Annotated in this window: 13 protein-coding genes and 2 pseudogenes; 9 read left to right on the top strand and 6 right to left on the bottom strand. The window is 35.9% G+C overall.

Features of this window, described 5'->3' with window-relative positions:
* The first annotated feature begins 73 nt into the window (after window positions 1-73).
* The 6 genes and pseudogenes from A3SG_RS0109740 (at window position 74) to A3SG_RS22305 (ending at window position 6478) form a co-directional block, all read left to right on the top strand.
* Window positions 74-398 (top strand): annotated as a pseudogene (locus A3SG_RS0109740) (FtsB family cell division protein).
* 32 nt (window positions 399-430) lie between these two features.
* A complete protein-coding gene (locus A3SG_RS0109735; protein WP_016989837.1) occupies window positions 431-1795 on the top strand; it encodes a methylmalonyl-CoA mutase subunit beta in 1365 nt (454 codons plus the stop codon).
* A 49-nt stretch (window positions 1796-1844) separates the two neighbouring features.
* Window positions 1845-3989 carry a methylmalonyl-CoA mutase gene (gene scpA, locus A3SG_RS0109730; protein WP_016989836.1) on the top strand — a complete coding sequence of 715 codons (2145 nt, stop codon included), beginning with the start codon at window positions 1845-1847 and terminating at the stop codon, window positions 3987-3989.
* Between the two features lie 411 nt (window positions 3990-4400).
* Window positions 4401-4925, top strand: coding sequence for a hypothetical protein (locus A3SG_RS0109725; protein WP_016989835.1), 525 nt, complete (start codon window positions 4401-4403; stop codon window positions 4923-4925).
* A gap of 391 nt (window positions 4926-5316) precedes the next feature.
* Complete coding sequence (locus A3SG_RS0109720) at window positions 5317-5844, top strand: hypothetical protein (RefSeq protein ID WP_016989834.1); 528 nt, start codon at window positions 5317-5319, stop codon at window positions 5842-5844.
* 355 nt (window positions 5845-6199) lie between these two features.
* The gene (locus A3SG_RS22305) at window positions 6200-6478 is read left to right on the top strand and encodes a hypothetical protein (RefSeq protein ID WP_016989833.1); all 279 of its coding nucleotides are present in this window, start codon (window positions 6200-6202) and stop codon (window positions 6476-6478) included.
* Window positions 6479-6790: 312 nt separating this feature from the next.
* Here A3SG_RS22305 and A3SG_RS0109710 read toward each other — a convergent pair whose 3' ends face one another.
* From A3SG_RS0109710 to dapF, 5 genes are all read right to left on the bottom strand, one after another.
* Window positions 6791-7432 carry a hypothetical protein gene (locus A3SG_RS0109710; RefSeq protein ID WP_016989832.1) on the bottom strand — a complete coding sequence of 214 codons (642 nt, stop codon included), beginning with the start codon at window positions 7430-7432 and terminating at the stop codon, window positions 6791-6793.
* A 97-nt stretch (window positions 7433-7529) separates the two neighbouring features.
* Window positions 7530-8375 (bottom strand): DUF2279 domain-containing protein, encoded by an 846-nt coding sequence (locus A3SG_RS0109705; RefSeq protein WP_016989831.1) that lies wholly within the window; start codon window positions 8373-8375, stop codon window positions 7530-7532.
* A gap of 77 nt (window positions 8376-8452) precedes the next feature.
* A complete protein-coding gene (gene mltG, locus A3SG_RS0109700) occupies window positions 8453-9493 on the bottom strand; it encodes an endolytic transglycosylase MltG (RefSeq protein WP_029596720.1) in 1041 nt (346 codons plus the stop codon).
* A gap of 10 nt (window positions 9494-9503) precedes the next feature.
* Entirely contained in the window at window positions 9504-10037 is a 534-nt protein-coding gene (locus A3SG_RS0109695) for a GNAT family N-acetyltransferase (protein WP_016989828.1), read from the bottom strand.
* Window positions 10038-10084: 47 nt separating this feature from the next.
* Window positions 10085-10867, bottom strand: coding sequence for a diaminopimelate epimerase (dapF, locus tag A3SG_RS0109690; protein WP_016989827.1), 783 nt, complete (start codon window positions 10865-10867; stop codon window positions 10085-10087).
* 136 nt (window positions 10868-11003) lie between these two features.
* Between dapF and A3SG_RS0109685 the strand changes: the two genes are divergently transcribed.
* Both A3SG_RS0109685 and A3SG_RS0109680 read left to right on the top strand, forming a co-directional pair.
* A complete protein-coding gene (locus tag A3SG_RS0109685; protein WP_016989826.1) occupies window positions 11004-12404 on the top strand; it encodes a trypsin-like peptidase domain-containing protein in 1401 nt (466 codons plus the stop codon).
* A gap of 159 nt (window positions 12405-12563) precedes the next feature.
* On the top strand, window positions 12564-14012 hold the full coding sequence (locus tag A3SG_RS0109680) for a glyceraldehyde-3-phosphate dehydrogenase (protein WP_016989825.1): 1449 nt from the start codon (window positions 12564-12566) through the stop codon (window positions 14010-14012).
* 774 nt (window positions 14013-14786) lie between these two features.
* Here the strand turns inward: A3SG_RS0109680 and A3SG_RS19590 are convergent.
* A pseudogene (locus tag A3SG_RS19590) lies at window positions 14787-16194 on the bottom strand (APC family permease).
* A gap of 476 nt (window positions 16195-16670) precedes the next feature.
* Here A3SG_RS19590 and A3SG_RS0109670 point away from each other — a divergent pair.
* On the top strand, window positions 16671-17246 hold the full coding sequence (locus A3SG_RS0109670) for a cysteine hydrolase family protein (protein ID WP_016989824.1): 576 nt from the start codon (window positions 16671-16673) through the stop codon (window positions 17244-17246).
* Window positions 17247-17397 lie beyond the last annotated feature (151 nt).

Below are 17397 nucleotides of genomic sequence, written 5' to 3'. Positions count from 1 at the left end.
GCAACCGTTTTTTGTTTCAATCCAGATTATTACTATTAAACTTTCACTGTACTCGGGGCTAAATAAATAAAATATGACAAATCCGCATAAAGACAAACCTTGGTTTAAATTTTTAAGCAATAAATATATATGGGTGTTATTATTTTTTTTTTCTTTGGATGATTTTCTTGGATAACTATTCCTATTTTGATCATCGTTTTTTAAACAATCAGGTCGATGAACTGGAAGACAATAAAGAATACTACCAGCAAGAAATCAAAAAAGACGAGGAGCAAATTAAGCAGTTAAAGAATCCAGAACAAATAGAAAAATATGCTCGCGAAAAGTACTACATGAAAAAAGACAGCGAAGATATTTACATCATAGAATTTGAAGGTGACAGCATAGAAAAAAAATAATAAATCTTGAATTATTAAAAATCAAAATTAAAATGGCTACTAATCTATTCGACGATTTCGATCCTGTTTCTTCCAAACAATGGAAACAAAAAATCCAGTTTGAACTCAAGGGAGCAGATTACAATGAAACCTTGATCTGGAATTCACCAGAGGACATTAAAGTAAAACCTTTTTATCATAAAGATGAGTTTACAAAAGCAGCGGCCGTAAACACGAAAGCATCCGAATTTAAAATTTGTCAAAACATCTTTGTTTTCGATATTGAGAAGTCAGTGGAAAGAGCTTTGGACACCTTAAAAAGAGGTGCAGACAGTCTTCGTTTTACTATGGAAAATGATACGATAGACGTAGCTAAACTTTTAGAAAAACTCCCTTTAGAAAACGTTGCCGTTTACTTCAATTTTAAATTTTTCTCAATCGATTTCGTGCAAACAATTGAGACAATCATCCACAAGAAAAAGGCAATTGCCTATTACAACTTAGATCCCATAGGACAGTTAGCCCGAGATGGGAATTGGTTTACAACTGAAGATAAAAATAATTTTGATTCGCTAAACTTACTTTCTACTGCAGTCCCAGATAGTTCAATAATCAGTATTGATTCAACCCTCTATCAAAATGCGGGAGCTAACATGGTACAGCAGCTTGCGTATAGCTTAGCTCATGCTAATGAATATTTTAATAGAATTCCGGTTATAAGTCAACCGATAGTTATTCAGGTTGCAGTGAGCACCAATTATTTCTTTGAAATTGCAAAACTACGGGCATTGCGATTACTATTCACTTTAGTCGCTAAAGAATACAACCACAACTTAGAATGCCATCTTTTAGTTTCTCCCACAAAACGGAATAAAACGATTTATGATTACAACGTAAATATGTTGCGAACTACTACAGAATGTATGTCGGCAATCATAGGAGGCGCAGATGCAATCGCTAATTTGCCCTACGATTCATTATATCATAAAGACAATGAATTTGGGGATCGAATCGCTAGGAACCAATTGTTGGTTTTGAAAAACGAAAGCTATTTTGACAAAGTAAATAATCCGGCGGACGGAAGTTATTATATCGAAACAATAACTACCCGATTAGCAGAAAAAGCGCTGGTTTTATTCAAAGATATCGAAGCCAACGGTGGTTTTCTAAAACAATTGAATGAAGGCGTCATCAAAAGAAAGATACAGGAAAGTGCCGATAAAGAACAGGCACTTTTTGACTCAGGAAAAGAAGTCCTTTTGGGAACCAATAAATACCCAAACAAAGACGACAGAATGAAACAGGATTTAGAATTGTTCCCTTTTGTAAAAGTGAAGCCTAGAAAAACCTTGATTACTCCAATAATTGAAAAACGATTGGCTGAAAAAGTAGAACAAGAACGTCTGGATTTAGAATAATAGCATCGAACTGTCACCAGTCGATATAACGTGTAAATTAGTGTCACAAATGATAAGAAATGACCTCCAACATATTCAATTAGATAGTCAAAAGTCAAAAGAAAAACCCGCGTTGCAAGCACAATATGCACCGACTGCTGACTTTTTTACGGCCGAAGGCATTGAACTGAAATCCACCTATACTCAAAAAGATATTGAAAGTTTGAAGCATATTGATTTTGGTGCTGGTTTTCCGCCCTATTTAAGAGGACCCTATACCACTATGTATGTTCGTCGCCCCTGGACAATTCGCCAATATGCCGGATTTTCAACAGCAGAGGAAAGTAATGCTTTTTACAGACGCAATCTTGCCGCAGGACAGAAAGGACTATCCATCGCTTTCGATTTACCCACGCACCGTGGTTACGATTCAGACCACGAACGTGTTGTGGGTGATGTAGGAAAAGCGGGGGTTGCCATTGACTCAGTCGAAGATATGAAAGTATTGTTCGATCAGATTCCCTTGTCAGAAATGTCAGTTTCAATGACAATGAACGGCGCAGTATTACCTATCATGGCTTTCTATATTGTCGCAGCCGAAGAGCAAGGGGTAAAACCGGAGCAACTTTCAGGAACGATACAAAACGACATTTTAAAAGAGTTCATGGTGCGTAACACGTATATCTATCCTCCTGATCCCTCTATGAAAATCATTGCCGATATCTTTGAATACACCAGCAAGAAAATGCCTAAATTTAATTCCATATCTATTTCCGGTTATCACATGCAGGAAGCAGGTGCAACAGCAGATATTGAATTAGCCTACACTCTGGCAGACGGGCTAGAATACATTAAAACGGGATTATCAACTGGAATGAAAATCGATGAGTTCGCTCCACGCCTTTCTTTTTTCTGGGCTATTGGCATGAACCATTTTATGGAAATTGCTAAAATGCGTGCCGGTAGAATGATCTGGGCTAAACTGGTGAAACAGTTTAATCCAAAAGACGAAAAATCGTTGGCTTTGCGAACCCACTGCCAGACCAGCGGATGGAGTTTAACAGAGCAAGACCCCTTTAATAATGTAGCCCGTACCTGTATTGAAGCTTCGGCAGCAGCTTTTGGAGGAACCCAGTCCTTGCATACCAACGCATTGGACGAAGCCATCGCTTTACCTACTGACTTCTCAGCTCGAATTGCCAGAAATACGCAGATCTATTTACAGGAAGAAACAAAAATTACTAAAACAGTCGACCCTTGGGCCGGAAGCTACTATGTAGAGCGTCTCACGCATGAAATTGCCGAACATGCCTGGAAGCTGATTGAAGAAGTGGAAGAACTTGGCGGAATGACCAAGGCCATCGAAGCAGGTATTCCTAAACTTAGAATTGAAGAAGCAGCCGCAAGAAAACAGGCGCGCATCGATAGCGGACAGGATATTATTGTAGGTGTAAATAAGTACCGACTAGAAAAAGAGGATCCCTTAGTCATTTTAGATGTCGACAACCAAATGGTTCGCAAACAACAATTGGAGCAATTAGATCGAATTAAAGCAAGCAGAGATACCGAAAAAGTACAGGAATTATTGCGAAAATTGATCCTTTGCGCTAAAACCGGAAAAGGGAACTTACTGGAAATAGCCGTAGATGCCGCAAGAAACAGAACTACATTGGGTGAAATAAGTGATGCCTTAGAAACTGTTTATGGAAGATATAAAGCACAAATTAAATCTTTTAGTGGGGTTTATAGTAAAGAGATAAAAGACGATAAAAGCTTTGAAAAAGCAAAACAAATAGCAAATGTTTTTGCAAAACAGGAAGGACGCCGTCCTAGAATCATGATTGCAAAAATGGGGCAAGATGGTCACGATCGTGGCGCAAAAGTGGTGGCCACTGGCTATGCTGACGTTGGTTTTGACGTGGATATTGGCCCTTTATTTCAAACTCCAGCTGAAGCAGCGAAACAGGCTATAGAAAATGATGTTCATATACTTGGCGTTTCCTCTTTAGCCGCAGGACATAAAACCTTAGTTCCGCAAGTAATTGAAGAGCTAAAAAAATATGGGCGAGAAGATATTATGGTCGTTGTAGGTGGAGTTATTCCCTCACAGGATTATCAATTCTTATTTGATGCCGGCGCTGTAGCCGTTTTTGGTCCTGGTACAAAAATTAGCGATGCTGCCATAAAAATATTAGAAATCCTTATAGGAGAATAATACACAATTCATATCCCTTAAAAAACAAAAAAACACCAATCGCAAGTTGGTGTTTTTTTCATTTATAGTACAATCAGAATTCTAACTGAACGATACAAAAAAACAATTGAAAGATAAAAACCGCTATTCTTTCAGAAGGAGAAATTAACTTAGGTACTTATTTTATAAAGAAAAATCATCTATAAAACTATTAGTTAATGTTAATTAACAAAACTTAAAACTCACATTTAATGACAGTTACATAAAATAAGTGTGGATTTGCAGCAATTACAATTTCATTCAAAAAGACTCAAAATAAAATTATTATTTTTCAAAAAAAATAGACTAATTTGAAAAAATGAAAAGGGGAAGTAACTTGTAGGCCTTTAAATTTATTCTAAATTATGTCATCAATAATTTAAATCAACTATCATGAAAGCGTATTTAAATGTAATAATATTATTTTTTGGATTAACAACACTACCGTACTCACAAACAAAAAATACTGGCCCATTGAGTATGAAAAAATTTTCAGCTGTAGTAATGAAGAGTATCGGAGATGACTTTGCAGTCTATCTACCCGATAGAAATACAGATCCAAAAGTTAAAGCATTGCACAATAATTTCATCACCTGTGATCTTGTATTAAACTATGAAGGATATGAAACGTACCTCGCATACATGGAAATAAAAGGACGCTCTTTGGCTACCACCTATAACGAAAACGGAAAATTACTTCGTGTCATCGAAAACTATAAGGATGTAATATTACCTAGTAAAGTGATTTCCGAAATTTATAAAAAATTCCCAGGATGGGAAATCGTAAATGATAAGTATGTTTATTCTCAAAATGAAGGCGATATCATCAAAAAACAATATAATTTAAAAATTAAAAAAGGAAACGAAAGTCGAAAGTTAACTGTTCATCCAAACGGCGAAATTATAACTCAAAACTGACTACTAAAACAGAATCACTTAGAACTGCCCAATACAATTTGGGTAGTTTCTTTTTTAATAAGGATCACTCAAAATTGAAAGGACGACCAAGCTAATCGTTTTAGAACCAAATCAAAGCTGTATGTTTTAGACTCTAATTTTATCTTTCACAAGGCCTATTTCTCCTAATAAAATAGATAGTATATTACCCGTTTTTTTTAACATGGCATACAGAAACCATTAACACCGAACACTAAATAAAAAAGCTACCTTTACTTTAAACATATGACAGTCAGACAACAAAGGAATATAATTTGCTAATTTTTAGCTTCACTAATAGACTGTCATCTTAAAAAGCCCACAAATTTTAACTATTTAACCTAACTTAAATATTAATTTAAAACTCAATATCATGAAAACGTTTATAATTAGTTTATTGTTCTTAGGTTTGACCGCTTCATCTTATTCTCAAGAGAAAGTCAAGGAAGAAGGAGTTATGAAAGTGGAGGATTTGCCTGCTGTAGTAATTAAGAGTATCGGAGATGATTTTTCAGTCTATCTACCCGACAGAAATGCAGACCCTAAAGTTAGAGCATTGCAGGATAATTTCATAGCCTATGATCTTGGAGTAAACTATGAGGGGTATGAAACGTACCTCGTATACATGGAGATAAAAGGAGGCTCTTTGGCTGCCACATACAATGAAAAGGGGAAATTAATTACTGTAGTCGAAAATTATAAGAACGTAGTCCTACCACGCCAAGTAATCTATGAAATTTACAAAAAGTTCCCTGGATGGCAAATTGTAAATGATAAGTACCTCTATTCTCAAAAAGAAGGAGACATCTTAAAAAAACAGTATAATTTAAAAATTAAAAAAGGAAAGGAAAGTCGGAAGTTGACGGTTCATTCTGATGGTGAAATTATAGCTGAACGCTAATAAAAAAGAATCCTATCTAACTGCCCAATTAATACTGGGCAGTTTTCTTTTACAAAATCAGTTGCAACCAAACGAATAGACTAAGTACGCAAGAAGCCTAGGGTACCTCAAAAATATATTTTATTCATTCCCACTTTGTTTCAGTGCGAAGTAATTTTTCCTTCTAAAAAATTAGATGTTATTCCCATTTATCAACATGCCATAAAGAAACCATTAACACCAAATCGGAAATAAAAGAGCTGATTTTAATTTAATACATTGATAATCATTATAATAATGTCGTATTGAAATAGATATAAAGTCCTTAAATTTTAATCATTCAATCTATTTGAATATTGACTTAAAAGTAACTATCATGAAAACATTAATTATTACTTTATTATTTTTAGATTTGACTGTATGCTCTTATTCACAAGAGAAGGTCAAGAAGGAAGAAATTATGAAAGTAGCGAATTTACCTGCTGTAGTAATTAAAAGTGTCGGAGATGACTTTTCAGTCTATCTACCCGATAATAACCCTGACAAAGATGTAAGACGGTTAGAAGAACCGTTTACTGCCTTTGATATAGGTAAAGCCTATGAAGATGCCGAAAGTAATCTATTAATAAGGAAACTAAGAACGATTCTTATATAGCAACATATGATGGAAAAGGGACTTTAATTCCCGTTGTCGAGAATTATAAAAAGGTACGATTACTTAACGAAGTGATTTATTCTATTTACCGCACCTTTCCGGACTATATCATTGTTAATGACAAATACTTATACACTCAAGAAGAAGGTGATATGAGGAAGAAAAAGTACAACCTTAAAATAAAAAAGTCAGGCGAACGTTGCGATTTATCGTTCACTCTCACGGAGAAATTTTTAAAGTCCGTTAAAAAAGTGTATAAAAAAGAGGCAGTACAAAAAAATTAACTGCCTCTTTTTTATCTTGCCTTGTAAATTAATTCAAACTCGCAACTGCATTTACATTTGCGATTATCGATGAAGTATCATATCCTCCAAATGCTTCCATATAACTTCGTATTGAAGTCCCGTATGCATCCTTGATATATTTTTTTCCATTATTTTTAAAATATCTCTTTACAGAACCTGCACCGCCAAGGTGTGCTGCTGCTAAAATCCCCGATTCTGTAACCAGAATTCCACTTACAACCTTACCATCGTACTTCTTGATGACATCTTGCAATATCCATTTGTTTTTTGATAAAAGGGCCACAAAGGCTCTTTCTTGCATCTTAGGACTTCGAAGGAATAAAGAAGTATCGTATATTCCAACAGATTTTAGGGTTGCGTTACCAAACTGGTACTTTCCTAAATAACCGAGAGAATTGACTGTTTTGTATTTGTTTTCAGATTCTCTATATCCGAGTGCTTCTTTGAAACCAATAAATAAATTTCCTGTGAAGGGAATATTCAGTTTGGTGTAATCATCTTCCTGTATTGATGGAAATAAGTACCTTATTCCATCTGTGTTTTTTATTAGAAACCATTGATTTGCTTCAATCTTAAGAGGTTTAAAACCTGCGCTTAAAAAGGCTATCATAATAGCTAAACTTGTATAAAAATACCACTTCTTTACCATAAATTGTTTTTCTTCAAAACGCTGTCCCGTTAAGAAATTTCTGCCTGCAAAGGTACAACAAAATTCACAAAGCTGAAAATCAACTTGTTAAACTTACCTAAAAGTAGGATATGTGACCCTTAAATCCCTCATGGTGTGAGTATTCAATCGTTGGCGCTGGGATTTTCAAAGTGTTCAAAACCGAGAAAATTGTCTTCAAAAAAGGGAATTTTGTGTCAATTTTCGTCAGATCAACGTCCAAACTCAAATAAAACCGTCTCGATCTTTCCATTTTTGACATCAAAAACAGCTCGTTATTTATCCCTCTCCCCGTTATCATTCCGTCTGCTCCATAACCAATCGCTAAATTAAGCCATTTGGGTATTTTTGAGCCTTTGGAAAAGGAATGCAAATTAACGGAAAGCCAATAGGTTTGTCCATTGTAATCCTTTAGAATTTGCTCTGCAAAAGAGCTTCCTAAAACATTGGGTCTGTACTGGGCATATTGTGTGGTATGAAAAGAAAATTTTGGTGTAATGCGTTGCTCTTTCCAAAGTAACTCCTGCGAGACATATAAAGCCGTCCCTGAAGCGTTCGCAATTATATCTCCGGTTGAAGCACCCCATTCAGAAGAAAACCCGTCTAAAACCTCAACAGCGGTCAAAAACGCAAATCCCATACCTGATCCATAGATCAATTGGTCTTTTTCGGTAGCTCCGCTCCATTCCAGCATTTCTGCTCCCAGTCTGCCCAAATGGTAAGAGGAGTAGATATGTCCCGCCTTATCCACTTGTAGCCACTCTGCATTATCATTGATAAAATGAAAAGCAGACCTCGGATAATCAGCATACCAAAGTTGGTTTAAGCCAACCAATGCTCCGGTGCCTACTATTGCCTCAACGGCGATTACAGTGCTCTTTCTGGTTTTATTTAAGGTATCGGACGGTTTAAGGAAACCTTCCATTCTATTTTGTCCAAAACTAACGTGGACGCACAGCAATAAAAAAAGTAAAAAAAAAGAATTGCTTTTACACTTCAAAATTATCTTTTTACGCCTTGGGCAGTAATCCAATCCGAATATTTTTTGGCATTTACATTGTGCTCTTTTAAAGTAGCCGCAAACTCATGGTAACCAAAACGCTCGACACTGGCACAGAAATAGATGAAATCATTCTTTTCAGGATTGATTACGGCTTCCAAAGCGGTTATATCCGGCATTGCAATCGGGCCCGGAGGAAGTCCAGTATTCATATAGGTATTGTAAGGAGATGCCATTGTCAAGTCATTATAGAAGACTCTTTTAATAACTTGATCAAAGTCATTTGCTTTCAATTTCAGTGCATATATCACCGTAGGATCTGCCTGAAGAGGCATTCCCAGCCTCAATCGATTCAGGTACACTCCTGCGATTCTTGGTCTCTCGTCTTTTTTGACGGATTCTTTGTGGACTATCGAAGCTAAAATCGTTGCTTCAACCTTCGTTAATCCTTGCTGCTCTGCTTTTGCAACGCGCTCCTTATTCCAGAAATTACGGTATTCCTTGATCATTTTATCTCGGAATTTATCGGCCGAAGTATTCCAATAAAATTCATAGGTGTTAGGAATAAACATCACTAATATATTTTCTTTAGTAAAACCATTTTCCTTGAGGAAAATAGAATCTTTAAAAGATGTCAGCAGCGATAAGCTATCTGCTTCAATTTGAGAACCTATACGTCCGGCAAAATCTTCCACCCGCTCTTGGTTGTTGAAAGCTAATTTTACGGGAACATTATACCGCATCGCTTTTACGAGATTATAACTATTCATTTCTTTGGTCAATAAAAATCGCCCTGATTTGACATTTTGAGGATAGCTCATCTTATTTGCAACCATATCGAAGCGATCTAAATTGTCGATATAAGGGGCTATTAATTTCTTGACTTCTGAATAATTGGCATCTGTCGGAACATAGACATAAACCTCACTTTCAGTAAATTTAGTATTATCGGCAAAAATTTGTTGTACTAGGATAAATCCATAAATGATCAATCCAGATACTACAACTATTGACAGTGTTGCTATAATTTTTTTTATGTTCAAAACTAAAATTTTAAAATTGTTGATTAATTAATTGAAAAATGGCTTCGTCTTTATAAATACCTTTCACAAGATTCCAATCTTTTTTTATACCGATGCATTCGAAACCAAATTTACTAAAAAGAGCTTTACTTGCTTCATTTTCAATGCCAATATTTGCATACAATTGATGTAAATTGAGATTATCAAACGAATATTGTATTAGTAATCCCAATGCTTCAGAACCAATATTTTGTTTTCGATTCTCCAGTCCCTGTATTACGATACCTACACCTGCTCTATTATTTTTTGGATCAAAATCAAATAAATCAATTAATCCCACCGCAGGAAAGTCCTCGTCTTGGCAAATAGCTAATCGCAATTGCTTGGCTTCATAAATGTCCTGATTTGCATTCTCGAGATATTGTTTCACTAAAAACCGACTGTAAGGAGTATTAGTATTACTCACTTCCCACATCGTTTGTTCGTTTTCTATGGCATAAATGAACTCTAAATCATTGGGCTCGAGAGCTCGGATGTATATATTGTTTCCTTTTAAGGTTATCATTACTGAGATTAGAATTTAGGAGTTAAAGATTGAGATTAGGGATCTAATTATATTTCTACAGTTCCCTTAAAAACAAATTCAGCGGGTCCTTTAAGATACACATTAGTATATTGATTGTCCTTTTTATCGAAAGTAACGACGAGTGTTCCGCCCTCCACGTTCAAATCTATTGAAGTAGCATCTGTTGCTCCCGTTGCATTCATCGCTATTGCAACAGCGGTCGCGCCCGTTCCACAAGCTAAAGTCTCCTCTTCTACGCCTCTTTCATAGGTGCGTAGCGAAAAAGTGGTAGCATCTATTTTCTTTACAAAATTGATGTTGCTTCCTTGTTTTCCGTATAATTCACTGTATCTAATTGCGGCGCCTTGTTCTTTTACATTGTAATTTTCTAAATCATCCACTACCTGAACATGATGTGGAGAACCCGTATCCAGAAAGGTATAATCCAATTCTTTTTTAATATGCAAAACATCAATCATTTGCAATGATACGATGCCGTTTTCACTAACTGTAGCATGATGCAAGCCGTCCACGGCATTAAACGTAGTGCTATTCCCAATAATATTTAATTTTTTGGAGAAAGCCACCAAACATCTTCCTCCATTACCACACATAGTACTTTGGCTTCCATCTGAGTTGTAATACACCATTTTAAAATCAGATGTTATATCGTTTTCCAACAAAATAAGACCATCTCCGCCTATCCCAAAACGTCTGTTGCATAAATGCGCTACCAGCATGCGATCTTGTTTTGGAAAAGTTTCCAAGCGATTATCAATCATCACAAAATCATTTCCCGTTCCCTGATACTTATAAAATTCTACCTGCATTTTCTTTAAATTGTATTACACAAAAGCACGAACTATTAATGAAATGTTAATCGCTGTTAAAGAGCGTTAAACTGTTTTTCAAACAGTTTATTTAGCCTTAATTTTGTGTTACAAATAACGTAAAACTAACTCTATTATGAATCGATTTTCGCAGCTTTTTTTGGCATCTCTTTTGAGCGGCGCCGTAACATTAGGAGCATATAAGTTATTATTTGACAGTAATGGCTATTTTCCTTCAACCAAAAATCCAATAACAACCGTCGCTACAGACTCCTATGCGAAAAAAGTAGGACTATCTCCAGATGTAATTGACTTTACCGAAGCAGCCGAAAAAACAATTCATACGGTAGTCCACGTGAAAAACGTATCCTATAAAACCGTTTCTAACCCCATGCTGGAATACTATTACGGCTACAAAGGCGGACAGACGCAGGAGCAGGTTGGAACCGGCTCTGGGGTTATTATCTCCGCCGATGGTTATATCGTGACGAACAATCACGTAATAAAGGACGCCTCTGAAATTGAAATTACTTTAAACAATAAACAATCTTACAAAGCAAAACTCATAGGTACCGATTCAAAAATGGATATCGCTTTGCTAAAAATTGATGCTAAAGAAACACTCCCTTATACCACATTCGGGAATTCTGATTCCGTAAAAATTGGCGAATGGGTTCTGGCAGTCGGGAATCCATATAATTTAACATCAACAGTAACGGCAGGTATCGTTTCGGCGAAAGCCAGAGACTTGGGGACCAGCGGGATCCAGTCTTTTATTCAAACAGATGCCGCAGTAAATCCAGGAAATAGCGGTGGTGCTTTAGTGAACACTCGTGGAGACCTAATAGGAATTAATACTATGATTTCCTCTATGACCGGTTCTTATGTAGGCTATTCTTTTGCTGTACCGTCGAATATAGCCAGAAAAATCATCGAGGATCTTATGGAGTACGGGAACGTACAACGAGGAATATTAGGTGTAGAGGGTGGAGAGTTAAATGCAACCGCTTCTAAAGCATTGGGAGTTAATCAAACCGAAGGATTTTACATCGGTGCCGTTACAAAAAATTCGGGTGCTGAAAAATCTGGGCTCAAAAAAGGAGACATTATTGTAAAAATGGACGGACAAAAGATTGCAACATATGCAGACCTTTCCGGATACATCAACACCAAAAGACCCGACGATAAAATACAGGTTACCTATACCAGAGACGGTGAAAACCGCGTTGTTCCTGTAGTACTTAGTAAAAATGAATTCTTCAGCACCGAATTTAAAGGAATCGAATTGGAGAACATCGATGCCGCAGATAAAAAGAGATTCAACATCAATTATGGCGTAAAAATTAAATCCATAACAAATGAGAATTTAATGCAATACAGCGCTGAGCTGAAAGGCACTATCATTCTGAGTATTGATAATATAAAAGCGAAGGATATCGAGACGGTTTCCAAACTTTTAAATAGCAAGGAAGAAAGTCAAAGCGTTCGACTCGAGATGATCAATAAAAGCGGGGAAATTTTCAGAGTCATTATTTGATAGTTCCCTACTACATTAAAAATAAAGCCAGACAATAAAAAAAGTACTGGCTTTTTTTATTGAAAAAAAATATCAAAATAGTTTACGAAATCGATTGAAATAGGTATTTTTGCGCCAAATTTAATAAAATAACGGACTAAATTTTTTCAAATTTTCAATATGAACAAGACACCTTTGTATCAAAAAGAAGTTTCATTTCAGGTCGACAGAAGACGTGCGGGAGTAGAATTAATCAAGATTGTCAGTGATTTATGGTATGATAAATCCATAGAAATGGTTTTATTTAAAAATCAATTGCTGGACAAAAACGTAAGCGACATTATCAATTTGCATCAGTATGCCGGAGAATTTGTAGGTAAACCGATCACCATCTTCGACTCGGTAGAAATAGCCAAAGTTGTTTTATCATTGGATTTACCACCCTCGAAATTAGATATCGGTAAACTGACTTACGAATACATATTAGAAGAAGAAAAATATCCGGATGCAAGACATTTTGTATTGGACAAATTAAAAGAAGCCAAATCATCGGAAGAAGTCAAGCCGAAAGATGTGGTTTTATACGGTTTTGGTAGAATTGGACGTTTACTGGCAAGAGAGCTGATGTCTAAAACAGGAAAAGGAAATCAATTGCGATTGAGAGCCATTGTGACCAGAGATAAAAATGACGCTTCGACACTTGAAAAAAGAGCTTCCTTATTGCGTTATGACTCCATCCATGGCGATTTTCAAGGTTCTGTAACTGCTGATGTAAAAAACAACGCACTGATCATAAATGGTACTACTGTTCATGTCATTACTGCAAATGCCCCCGAAGAAATTGATTATACTTCTTATGGGATTGACCATGCCTTAGTTATCGATAATACGGGTGCTTTCACTACTAAAGAATCTTTAATCAGACACTTAGCTTCAAAAGGGGCGCATAAAGTATTATTGACTGCTCCTGGTAAAGGGGTCCCCAACATTGTTCATGGTGTAAACCAAAACGAATACAACCCAGACGATATCGATATTTTCTCTGCCGCTTCTTGTACAACAAATGCCATCACTCCAATATTGAAAGCAGTTGAAGATACTTTGGGCGTGGTAAAAGGACACTTAGAGACCATACACTCGTATACAAATGACCAAAACTTGGTTGACAACATGCACAAGAAATACCGTCGCGGTAGAGCTGCTGCCTTGAATATGGTAATTACTGAAACGGGAGCAGGTACCGCTGTCGCTAAAGCGTTACCGTCTTTCGAAGGTAAACTGACCTCTAACGCAATACGTGTTCCCGTTCCTAACGGATCACTGGTTATTTTAAACCTTGAAGTATTGAAAGAAACTTCTATTACTGCAATCAATGGCATTATGAAAAAATATGCATTGGAAGGCGAATTAGTAGAACAAATTAAATATTCTACGAATAACGAATTGGTTTCTTCCGACATCGTTGGTACATCTGCGCCTTCGATTTATGACAGTAATGCAACAATCGTTTCTAATGACGGTAAAAATATCGTATTATATATTTGGTATGATAATGAATATGGATACAGTCACCAAGTAATCCGATTGGCAAAATATATTGCTAAAGTAAGACGTTTCACGTACTACTAGCATATCGTTTACAGGTTTGGTAAAGCCGTTTCAATTTTTAGTTTTTAGTTCAAGTTTTAGATTAAAACTTTCAGCAGCCCAGCCTGGATTTAATAGAAAATCCGTCTCGTCTCTTTTTTAAGAACGAGACGAGACGGATTTTTTTTCAATCTGTTTTAAAGAACATCGTTAGTCTTTCACTACATATAAAGATCCATTTTTTTCTAAAAATAAAAAATAGGCTTCGCTTTAGTTAAAGAAAATCTATATATTTCGTAAAAAATAATTTTCTAAACTACTCCTTTGATGATAACATAAAGCTATGATCATCTGTTTTTAAGTTTTTTACCCCACAAAAAATAAAACAGCAACAGTTTTTAAAAAGTTACTGACCTTATCTAACTCAAGAAGTAGTTATCTGTCAAAAAATAATACCGCTATTTATCTACCAAATAAAAATAGTGGCCTTATAAAAAGTAGAAAAAAAAGAGCTTCAATTTAACTAAAGAACGCTTTTAAACGATAGGAAAAATAATTTATACGTAATTCCCTTTTTGGCAAAACAGAGATATGTTTCTATATAATTACTTGTTTTATATCACATAGAAACGTTCAAACAAAGTACTGAATAATGCACCCAAAACAATATACCCAAATTAAAAAAATCTGTTCCGGATCGTTCTTTAAAACGATGCGAAACAGATTTTTCATACCTATTGTTGGTAAATACTTTTTAAGTATCCTATAAAAATATTAGGATTAAATACTAAACACAGTATCTTAAATACTATTGAATTATTCCTTCTTCTTAGCCAAATAATAAACCGGAATCCCAAGTAACATAATCACGACACCCCAACCGCTCGTACTTGTTTTAGTGTATAGCAAGGCGATACAAATTGCAGTGGCTACAACTATATAGAATGCAGGTAAAAATGGATAACCAAAAGCTCTATATGGTCTTTCGGCATTTGGCATTTTTCTGCGAAGAATAAATATCCCTAAAATCGTAAGTATATAAAAAATCAAAACGATAATGACTACAAAATCTAGTAAGTCGCCATACTTCCCGGTCAAACACAAAACTGAAGCCCAAAAACACTGTACCCAGATAGACCATTCAGGAACACTGAATTTATTCAACTGAGCTGCTTTCTTAGAAAAATACCCCGTCTTGAGCCATAGTGTAGTACACTCTGGCACCAGTCATAATCAATCCGTTGTTACAGGCAAAAGTCGAAATCATAATCATCACGGCAATAATCAAAGTCCCTATAGCCCCAAAAATATACTGTGAAGCCACTACTCCAATACGGTCTGATGGGGCAGTAGCTATTTCTTGTAACGGCACTACGGCCAGAAACATCAGATTAGCCAATACATAAATCACACAAACGATTGAAGTTCCTAAAAACAAACTCAATCCCACATTGCGTTTTGGATTTTTAATCTCCCCTGCGATAAAAGTCACCCCTTCCCAAGCTACACTAGAGAACAGCGAACCCACTAAGGCCGCTGAAATGGCAGAGATCAAAGTAATTCCACTTATAGGCATCCACGATCCAGTAGTCACATCTAGTGACGAAGAAACCCAAGCATTTGTCCAGTTGGCATCCCAAACCTCAGCTTTAGCGGCAAAAAAACCGAAAATGATTAAACCTGCCAATGATAAAATTTTAATCACTGTTAAAAACGTTTGTAAAGTTTTAGAGTTTTTGACACCACGACTGTTAACATAACTCAGTAAAACAATAGTAAAAATGGAAACAATCTGCGCAGCATTCAAATTAAAATCGCCTATTTCATACAAGATGTTTTTATCACTAACAATTGGAAATAAGTATGCCGTAAACTTAGCAAAAGCAACTCCTACGGCAGCGATAGTACCGGTTTGTATCACGGCAAAGAAACTCCACCCGTAGAGAAAACCAATAAGTTTTCCATATGCCTCCTTGATATATACATATTGTCCGCCCGCTTTTGGAAACATTGCACTTAACTCCCCGTAACTCACTGCAGCAATCACCGTAATGGTCCCAGTAAGCACCCACATAGCGATGAGCCATCCGGCTGAACCTAATTGACGTACCATGTCTGAACTCACAATAAATATTCCCGAGCCAATCATGGAACCCACAACCAGCATGGTTCCATCCATCAATCCGAGTTCTCTTTTAAATTCCTCTTTGTTATCTTCTTGCATTATTTTTAACTTTTAATTGGCTAAAGGTATACTTTTTTTAGAAACCTCCTAACCATTTCTCTTCAATAACTGGAAGTCAAAATACAAATCCCCAATCATTTCTACACTTTCTAAAATCTCATTAATCTGGGCGTGTCCCAGCCTCCACTGCGTTGCGGCTTGGTCGGGCTATTCGCTACAATCTCCCGATAAAAACGGGAGGATTTTCGCTGCTATCCCTCACGCATCTCAATCGCATACTAAAAGAGAGAAAGATGCTACGAAAGACAATTTAATAGCTGCTAGGGAAACAAAAAAAACACCTTTGATTCAATTAATCCCCAGTATTATTCTATTACAGTCTAATACGCCAACGCCTTTCTTGATCCAAATCAATGCACTCGCTGTTACTTTGTTGTATCTTTGAAAATAGACGTTAAACGAAAACATTTAGTTAATCATTAGCGTTAAAACAAAATTTTAAAAAAATTTAAGTTATGAAAAATAATACTACAGAAAATACCAAAACAGCCTTACTAATTATAGACATTCAAAATGATTATTTTCCAGGGGGAACAATGGAATTAGCAGCGGCAGACGAAACAGCAACAAAAGCAAAACATTTACTAGCTCATTTTAGAAAGCAAGGAATACCTATTATCCACGTGCAGCACATTGCAGTTCAAGAAGGAGCAAATTTCTTTTTACCCAATACAAAGGGTGCTGAAATTCATAAAAGTGTCACGCCTCTTGAAACAGAAAAAGTAATTACAAAGCACTATCCAAACAGTTTTAGAGACACTGAATTGCTTGATTATTTAAAGGAAAACAACATAGCTAAATTAGTAATTTGTGGCATGATGACTGATGTGTGTGTAGCGTCAACAACCAGAGCAGCATTAGACTACGGTTTTGATAACACCATAATTACTGATGCGGTTACAACAAGAAACAGAGAGTTTAATGGAAAAATAATCACGGGAGAGCAAGTAACCGAATCTTATTTGTCAGGTCTAAATGCACTAGGTGGACTATATGCAAAAATGCAATCAACTGAAAAATATTTAAATTAAAAATTAGAATATCCATTCGTACTTTTTCTTGGTTCAAATTAGCAAATCCTACAATAGCAAATTAAGTTCCAGCTCTAATGGGATGAAAATATATCTACGGTTTAACACGAACAAAATAGAGAAAATTAAAAAAGCTGCATTCTTCACGAAT

Source organism: Flavobacterium sp. ACAM 123 (genome assembly GCF_000264055.1).
In the GTDB taxonomy this organism is placed as follows: domain Bacteria; phylum Bacteroidota; class Bacteroidia; order Flavobacteriales; family Flavobacteriaceae; genus Flavobacterium.
The sequence above is the reverse complement of the archived record's forward strand: the minus strand, read 5'-3'. Positions and strand labels throughout refer to the sequence as shown.